Annotated in this window: 4 protein-coding genes and 1 pseudogene; 2 read left to right on the top strand and 3 right to left on the bottom strand. The window is 44.2% G+C overall.

All coding sequences use genetic code 11. The features are described from left to right. Positions 1 to 347: 347 nt before the first annotated feature. The gene (locus AC1DUA_RS25570; protein WP_477502446.1) at positions 348 to 1,565 is read left to right on the top strand and encodes a PASTA domain-containing protein; all 1,218 of its coding nucleotides are present in this window, start codon (positions 348 to 350) and stop codon (positions 1,563 to 1,565) included. A 113-nt stretch (positions 1,566 to 1,678) separates the two neighbouring features. Here the strand turns inward: AC1DUA_RS25570 and AC1DUA_RS25565 are convergent, their stop codons facing one another. The 3 genes from AC1DUA_RS25565 to AC1DUA_RS25555 form a co-directional block, all read right to left on the bottom strand. Further along, positions 1,679 to 3,445: a methyl-accepting chemotaxis protein gene (locus AC1DUA_RS25565; RefSeq protein ID WP_477502445.1), complete on the bottom strand. Its 1,767-nt coding sequence runs from the start codon at positions 3,443 to 3,445 to the stop codon at positions 1,679 to 1,681. Positions 3,446 to 3,613: 168 nt separating this feature from the next. Then, positions 3,614 to 3,988, bottom strand: a complete 375-nt coding sequence (locus AC1DUA_RS25560; protein WP_477502444.1) for a hypothetical protein — start codon at positions 3,986 to 3,988, stop codon at positions 3,614 to 3,616. Then, entirely contained in the window at positions 3,978 to 4,313 is a 336-nt protein-coding gene (locus AC1DUA_RS25555) for a hypothetical protein (protein WP_477502443.1), read from the bottom strand. Before AC1DUA_RS25555 ends, AC1DUA_RS25560 begins: the two co-directional genes overlap by 11 nt. 194 nt (positions 4,314 to 4,507) lie before the next feature. On the opposite strand from AC1DUA_RS25555, the pseudogene AC1DUA_RS25550 reads away from it, so the two are divergent. Beyond that, positions 4,508 to 5,219, top strand: a pseudogene (locus AC1DUA_RS25550) (hypothetical protein); the annotation flags it as partial.

Genomic DNA, 5,219 nt, shown 5'->3' with positions numbered 1-5,219 from the left:
GTTTTCCAGTGCAAATTAGGTCTTGTAATTATTTTCGCAATTATTGTAGCCTAGATAAGCTAAGAATTATAAAATTCTCATTTAATTTGCTAAAGCCTTGTTCCAAAACTAGACAAAAAGGTGTACAGTAAAGTCATTGAAGGAATTAGCTTTACCTCTGGATCTTAACTCGACTTTACTCCTAATTTTACCCCACCCATTCCGAACAATCTTAGTAACTTGCAATTACAAACTTCGGTTTTTTGTGTTATTTTAACGTGTAGACTACCAAAATTCCTATATCTCACCGAATCATATATAATATAGGCAATGCTCAAATGATGCCATCAAGAGAGGATGGAGATTCCATGCATAACAAGATGGGTACACGATACATACCGGGAACCCGGATCATCAGTTTACCTCAGGGCACTCTTCATGATGGAGAAGATGTATTTCTGACTCGTAAAGTTCTTCTTTATAACATAAAGCTTATTCCCGGACAGATTGGCGCAGATTATATGCGAACACTTCATCACAAGGCCGCTTTCATCCATGATGGTTTTCAGCATATTCTGGACACTTCTGTTGAAGAAGATTCTGTAACCATTATTTTACAAGCCAAGCCAGGAGCTTTATTTTCTCGCCTAATCAATAAGAAACCGTGGACGTTCCATCAAATTATCGCCATGATCGCGGATCTAGGTGTCTCCCTGCTTGATGCCTTGGAGGAGCGGATTACTGGATTTTCCGTGGCCGCCGAAAACCTGTGGTTAGACGATCATAATAAGCTTACCGTTATCAATTATTGGGACGAGGGGGATGCGCAGATACAAGGAGCCATTGGACTCTGCCGCTTGATGCTTCAGCTCTTTAGCGGCACCCAGCCGAGTACAACCCCGTTTGAGGTGATTCATACGCAGCTGGAGCGTACTCCTATCCCATCTGCTACTCCCGAGCAGAAAGCTGCACTCATTAAGCTAGTGAAGCTGATCTGTCAAGGCCAAGCCTCCTTGTCCTCCTTCGTGTTCGGCTTGCGCAGCTTGCAGCCATCCAGCTTTAAAGAGGAAACCTTAGCTGCTTCCATTCATCGTCCATCCCGTTCGCAGAAGCCGCAGGTGGTCGCCCAGGAGGAGGAAGATACGGATGAGGAAGAAGAAACTGAGCAAAGTTACACAAGGAGCCGGCTACGTAAAGTTGGTATCGGAGCATCTGCCGCGCTCGTTGTTGCTATTGCCGGTTGGATACTTTGGCCTTCCTCGGAGAAGAAGCAACCTGTTGTCAATACACCTGTGCAAACCGCTACCCCGACTTCACAGTCGAGCAGCCCCTCCCCTACGCCTGTCCCATCGAAATCAGTTGGGGATAGCAATAACCAGCCGGTGGAGGTAGAAATCCCCAATCTGCTTGGGAAATCTCTTGCTGATGCTGAACAACAAACCTTAGCCTTGAGACTACGTTACGAGTATGTCATTGAAGCAAGCACTTCTCCCAACGGTACGGTCTTTAAGCAAGACCCGCAGCCAGGGGCGAAAGGACTGCAAGGTGACAGCGTGACGTTCTGGGTGAGCAAAGAAAGCCCGTAAAACAAATATGCTGTTCTAGTGTCTTAGTTTCTCCTTGAGCGCACAAAGAGCCATCCTGAAAATGATTTCTCAACATTCAGGATGGCTCTTTGTTATGTATCCGTCCAATCAATTTATACTTTGATCTGCTCGATAGACTTTCGCATTTCGTCAGTGAGTCCACTTAGCGCATCTGCCGAATCAGCGATTTCTTGGGCAATTTTGAGTTGTTCATGGGTCAATTTATGGATGTTCGACGTGCCATCTGATGACGATTTCGCAATATGTGCGATATCGACAACGGAAGCTGCGACTTCCTCGGAGCCAGCCGACATCTCTTCTGTTACCGAAGATATCTCCTGGATCTGCTGAGAAACGAAGCGGAATTGTTCCACGATATGACGGAAGAATTCTTCTGCCTTTTTGGAAAGATCAGCACCGGTTTGAATCTCTCTCCGGCCTGCTTCCATCGCCTCTCCCATACGCTCAATCTCACGATGAATATTTTGCAGTAAAGACGCGATAAGCTTAGCCGATTCCGCAGCGTGATCCGCTAGCTTACGAACTTCTCCAGCTACGACCGCGAAGCCCGCTCCATGTTCTCCGGCTCTCGCCGCTTCGATCGAAGCGTTCAAGGCCAGCAATTTCGTTTGCTCCGAGATATCCGAAATCGAAGATAGGGCAATGCCGATTTCCTTCGAATGACCGCGAAGGGATGCCGCTCGATCAAGTGCCTCTTGCGTAGCAGTGGTAATCGTCACGAATTGTCCATTCATATTCTGAACGATCGATTGTCCCGATTGTGCGCTTTGCAGCGCGTTGCCTGATGCGTCAGCAACCGTTAAGGATGCTTCGGATATTCGGTGAATAGCCGTTGCCATTTCTTCCATAGAGCGAGCGCTCTCGTTGGTGCTGAACTGTACGGTATTCGCGCCATCAGCCACCACTTGGAGTGACGTATTCACATTCGTATTCATCTCCAGCAGACGATGGGCTTGTACATTGAAATGCTGGGTGGTCACCACAAACTGTTCCGATGTATGCGAAACATTCGATACAATCGTACGAAGCATATCATTGATGTCGTTGGACATCTTCATCATCGCACGATACACCGTACCGATTTCATCGATAGAGCGGACCGGGTTAGCAGCTAGTTGCTTCCTAGCACTTAAGAAATCGCCTCTAGCTATGCTCTCCGCACCAGCCCCAATCCATTGCAAAGGACGAAGGGCTCGAGTTACTACAAGCATAACGAGTCCGAGTCCAAGAATTGTGAGAACAAGCATTAGCCCATAGAGGGGCAGATTGCTTTTCAGGACACTGGAGGATATTTGCTCCGTCACTCCTGCCTCCGTATCGATACCAAGAACAGCAATGACTTTACCTTCTGCATTTTTCACAGGTGTATAGGTTGAAATGTACTTACCGTATTTCGGATTATCGATAAGCGCCGAGCTTGCCGATTCGCCCTTCAATAGCGTTTCAACTTCAGTTGCAGCGATATCTGTCTCCTCATTGATTGGAGAAGCAACGTCCGAGCCCTTAGGCTGTCCATCGATCATAATGAGAGGCCTCTTCTGGTCATCAAAACGCACCATGTACACGTATAGCGCTCCAATTTGTGTACGGTATGTGTCCAGTTGCTGTCTAATTTGCCAATAGAGATCATTTTCCTTAGGATCCTTTAGAAATTGTTCTATTTGGCCAATATCCATTCCTTTGGTGTAGCTATCTGAAAGCCGAATACCGTAACTGGATATCGCTTCCATCCCTGCATGCTTGGCATTTCGGAATTCCATTGTGATATAACCGGCGGACAATGCCAAAATAACGATCATAACAGCGGCTACGATACGAACCACCAAATGTTTTCTGAACCATCGAACACTATGTAACATATGATATTCCCCTCATCCTCAACATCTTTTTCGATTGTTTTCGACACTTGTTTTCGACAATGGAATGGAAAATCCTTCTTCAGCCATCACTAATTTAGTTCAAAAGTCCCCATAACTTAAAAAATGATCAGACAGAGTTACTCTGTCCAACCACCTTGGAAATGTATATTAAGAATGTAAATCCGTATATTCACTGTTATCAGACAACCGCCCTAAGAAAGTAACAACGATCATTTTATATCGCGAATGGCCTGCCTGAAGCTCATTTTCTTCCATCAGCTCAAATTCAGCAACCATCTCTACATCATCATCAATGATAAACATCGTCGGTTCGTTGCGGCCACTAGGTTTAATTCGCTCGTCTTCAAGCTTCTTACGTACAAATAAGTTAACTTCTTCGAGATTCGCTTTTTCATGCGTAACACGCTCGCCAAAGCGGGAATGCGCATGACCGGTTACGACGAGGTCGGCGATTTGTTTACCACTCAGCTCAGCAGCCAAAGGTTCGTAAGTACTCCACCGATTCATCTTCTTATCGCTCATTCCCTGTATTCCACCGATGATTCGCTTCGATGATATCCATCATCTTTTTCATGGAAGTTTGAATTTGTTCTTTTGAGGGCAGGGAAAGCGTGCTGTAGGTTTGTTTAACAACATCCGTTAACACCGTATCAAACATAAATTCAAACTGTTCGTTATTCATTATGAAATCTTTCCTGGAATTGGTAAACGTTTTCACAATTGCCTGTTTTTCGGGATCTGAGACACCAGTCAGACCTTTAAGTGCAGACAATCTCTCGCTTAAACCCAACTTTTTCAGAGAAGCAATTGTTGTTGATAAATCTGGTGACCATGTTGCACTGATCATACACATACCCCCTAAATGAACTAAGTTAAGTAACAACTGCTATTATAGCAGTGATTGAGAGGAAGATATAGTGGTTGAATCACAAATTATATAAAATTCTCCTATCTTTTTGTTTAGTAGGTTTGCAAGTTTGGTTCTTATTTGTCACATTTCAGCACACGTTTTTCGGGATACAATTAGAAAGAAATGAACACATGGAATGGCGTATCAAATCATTTGAAGTTGAACAAATCAAGTTGGATCTGGGGCTTCAGATTGGCGATAACATTATTTACGTGAACGGAAAAGACCCTAACGAAAATAAAATTGTCCGAAAATGGGCCACGATCGAGCAAGCCGATGCGATTACCATCTCTAGGAATGGCCAGCAAGTAACGATTTCGTTAGAGGAAATCGTTCAGCCAGCCTTCGACTTTATCTCTTTATTTGGAGAAATTATTTGTCTTTGTGTTTCCTTTATGATTTTGTGGAAAATTCCCCACTCCAAGTCAGCTCGTTTGCTATCGCTTGCTTTTCTCATTGTAGGCATCATTTTCATGTGCATCCCTCCCTCCGCGCGCGGAGATAGTCTGGCGAAAGTGCTGATCAGTAATCTTGTAATGATCATGCCGTTTGTTTTCGTTCATTTTCTAACTCTGTTTTTCAAAGAGAAAAGCGGTGTCTCACTACCGACCAACTATTTAAAATATGTCTATAGCTTTATGCTGCTTAGTTTTATAGGAAGATGTATTTATTTCACGCCGCTGGACACATACAAGTTTTATATACTAGACTATCGCTGTGTCCTACTTTTATTTTTGTGTGGTTTCTTACTGAATATCGGATTACTATTTTATGTGTTTTTCAAATATCGCCGGGAGAATTCGTCCATTCAAGCCATCATCTTCGTCCATTCAAGCCATCATC

The sequence above is a fragment of the Paenibacillus sp. 01T422 genome (assembly GCF_056398785.1).
This window is presented reverse-complemented; position numbering and strand designations above follow the sequence as displayed.